The sequence below is a fragment of the Leisingera sp. F5 genome, assembly GCF_001593695.1.
Genome location: NZ_LUKH01000329.1, coordinates 1 through 2834 on the forward strand (window position 1 = coordinate 1; position 2834 = coordinate 2834).

A 2834-nucleotide genomic window follows, 5' to 3' on the forward strand; every position below is an offset into this window, starting at 1 on the left:
CGCCAGAATGGCATCTCGCTGCGGCGCTGCCAGCTTGCCGCGTTTCACAGCACTCTCCAACATCCTGCCAACGCTGTCTGCCGCCCTGTCTGCCGCAGCTTCGTCACGCTCGGCCAGGGTCACATCCAATCCGCTCAGCAAAGCGCTGACAGCAATCCCCGCCCCCATAGTGCCGCCGCCAACAACGCCCATCCGATTGATTACGCGCGGGTCAACACCTTCGATTTCCGGCAGTTTCCCAACCTGGCGCTCAGCAAAGAAAGCGTGGATCAGGGCGGTGCTCTGGTCCGAGGCCATCAGCTCCTGAAACAATGCGCGCTCTTTCTTCAGCCCGTCCTCGAACGGCAGCGACATCGCCGCTTCCACTGCATCGAGGCAGGCGATTGGCGCAATCGCCCCGCGTGCGGCCCTGGCAACTTTGGCCCGAACGCCCTCCAGTTCCGCCGGCTCCAGTATATTGCACAGCAGGCTCCCGGCCGGGCGCGGCTCCTTGCCTGCCGCGATCAGCTCCCGGGCAAATGCGATACCTTCGGCGCGGGCATCGGTGCCGTCCGCCACCCGGTCAATCAGCCCCATGGACAACGCCGCATCGGCACTAACCGGCTTGCCGCCGGTGATCATCCGGACCGCATCCGCTGCCGGGATCAGCCGCGGCAGACGCTGGGTGCCGCCCGCGCCGGGCAGCAGCCCCAGCGACACTTCCGGCAGGCCGAGACGGGTGCCCTTTATCGCGATCCGGTAATGCGCGCCCAGGGCCGCCTCCAGCCCGCCGCCAAGCACATTCCCGTGCATCGCGGCAATGACCGGCACCGGCGCCGCCTCGATTTCAGTGATCAGATCCGGCAGGAACGGCGCCAGCGGCGGCTTGCCGAATTCGCGGATATCCGCGCCGGCAAAGAAACTGCGCCCCGCGCAGCAGATGACAACAGCCTTGGTTTCCGCGCGGCTCAGCGCGGCCCGCAAACTACCCTGCAGACCGGCGCGCACCGCATGCGAAAGCGCGTTCACCGGCGGGTTGTCCACCCGCACAACAGCAACGCTGCCATCCATTGTCAGATTAACCTGGTTTGCCATCCCGTTCCTCCGCCCGTTGTTCGCAGCATCTCTTGGCTTGGGATTCTGAGTAGCAATTTCAATTTCTAATTTCAATATGTAAAATTACATTCCTCTTTGCAGAATTTTCTTCCGCCGAGACGCTGCTCATCCGCAAGGTCACACAGGGCGCGGCGGAGAAGGCAAGCCAGGCTGCGCTCTCTGCGCAGCTGGAGTCAGCTTCCAAACGAGAAAGGTGAATTGGATGACCAAAGAACTGTTTGCTCAAGTGGTCGAAGTTGGAGGCCGAAAAGCAGCCCTTCTGCCTCAGGAGTTTTCTCTTCCGGAGCAAGGAAGTCGCGTCCGGATTGAGGGAAAAGCGATCATTCTGGAGGCGCCGGAAGATGATTGGCAATGGCTTGCCGATCTTCACTCGCTTGGTCCGTTGGACCCTGATGCGGCGCAGGAGGCTGAAGACGACACCCCCTAACCTGCTAGAGTGAAACCCTGCTGAGCCACTTCCGCAAGAGTTTCATTCTGTAGCCTCGACCATAGGATGCGCCTACACCGCCCACGGCAGACCACCCTCCAATCTGGTCAATCAGTTCGAGTGGAGCCTCCACCTCGACGACCCTCTGCCAGCATTGCGGCTCTCTGTGAGTCCCACATGCGGCCCAAGGCAGTCTGCAGCTTCTGAAGACCTTGTAGGCCAGTCAACAGCACGGAGGCCACGGTCCGGTCTGTAGTAGGCTTCTCTGGGCCGTAGTACATCCCGTAGACCAAATCGTGCCTGTTGACCGCAACCGCATGGGGCTGATAGCCCTTATTTTGCTGATGCAGATGGCCACGGCGGTGCCTGTAACGGGCCTAGAACCCGGTCAACACCGGATTCAGGACTGCCCCCGGGCACCATTACCCAAGCCTAAGCCATTGTGCCGCATCAGCTTTTGCAACGTGCAGACCGAGGCGTAGTCGTCAGCCGGAGACATGCTGCTCCAGCCGTCTAAGGTGCAATTCTATCCAGCCACTTTCTGAGAACCTCCAGCGGGTACCCTTTACCGTATCCCTGACCGACCCCATCCGTGTGCCATCCGCCAATCTGGTCAGCAACATCCGCTGGGCATTCTACCGCACGGAGCCGGTCTCGCATGGAGTGGCGGAACCCGTGCATAGTAGCCCCCTTCGGCACGTAGGCCTTTAGCCACTTGTTCAGGGCGGCGCTGGCCGAATTGGCGCTGGTCTTGTCTGAGGTATTGTAGCGGGGAAAGGCGAATTTGTTTCCATCCTGCTGGGTGTGGATGCGCCGGGCAGCCCACTCTGCCGAACCAGCCAGCGGAACAACCCTGCTGCTGCTGTCAGTCTTCAGGCTTCTCCACGGGTGCGGGGTAATCTTGGCCGCCCATCTGCCATTTTCCTGCTGGAATATGTCTTCACGCAGCAGACCTGCAGCCTCTGCTAACCGCATGCCGGTGTCGGCAACCAGTGCCACTAGCCAGCGCATTTCATCGTCCATCTGGTTGCACTGCAGTTGCACGGCACGCACAACATCTACTGGGATGGGGCTGCGGACGGCCACGCCTGCACTCCGATCATAATAGACATTGGCGAATGGGGAGGAAATGGAAAGCCCTTCCTCTGCCACGGCAAAGTTGAACACGGCGCGGACGGTGCCAAAGATCCGGGTAATGCTGCTCCCGGCAAGCCCTTTCTTGATCAGCTCATCCCGGAAGGCATTGGCGTCTGCCTTGGTGTAGTCCGGCAGAGGTTTATCTCCGCAGACGTCGATTACATAGCCGCAGGAG

3 protein-coding genes are annotated in these 2834 nt (G+C 60.9%); 1 reads left to right on the top strand and 2 read right to left on the bottom strand.

Annotated features, from left to right (window positions below; genetic code table 11):
- Positions 1-1074, bottom strand: a 1074-nt coding sequence (locus A2I95_RS29715; protein ID WP_291735666.1) for an enoyl-CoA hydratase/isomerase family protein, incomplete at its 3' end; no start/stop codon positions are given.
- A 223-nt stretch (positions 1075-1297) separates the two neighbouring features.
- Here A2I95_RS29715 and A2I95_RS29720 point away from each other — a divergent pair.
- Positions 1298-1522, top strand: coding sequence for an AbrB/MazE/SpoVT family DNA-binding domain-containing protein (locus A2I95_RS29720; protein ID WP_291735668.1), 225 nt, complete (start codon positions 1298-1300; stop codon positions 1520-1522).
- Positions 1523-2035: 513 nt separating this feature from the next.
- Here A2I95_RS29720 and xerC read toward each other — a convergent pair.
- On the bottom strand, positions 2036-2834 hold a 799-nt coding region (gene xerC, locus A2I95_RS29725), incomplete at its 5' end, for a tyrosine-type recombinase/integrase (protein ID WP_291735669.1).

What these genes read in the sequence shown, in the direction of transcription:
- A2I95_RS29720 (WP_291735668.1), top strand. Translation starts at nt 1,298, where the DNA reads ATGACCAAAGAACTGTTTGCTCAAGTGGTCGAAGTTGGAGGCCGAAAA.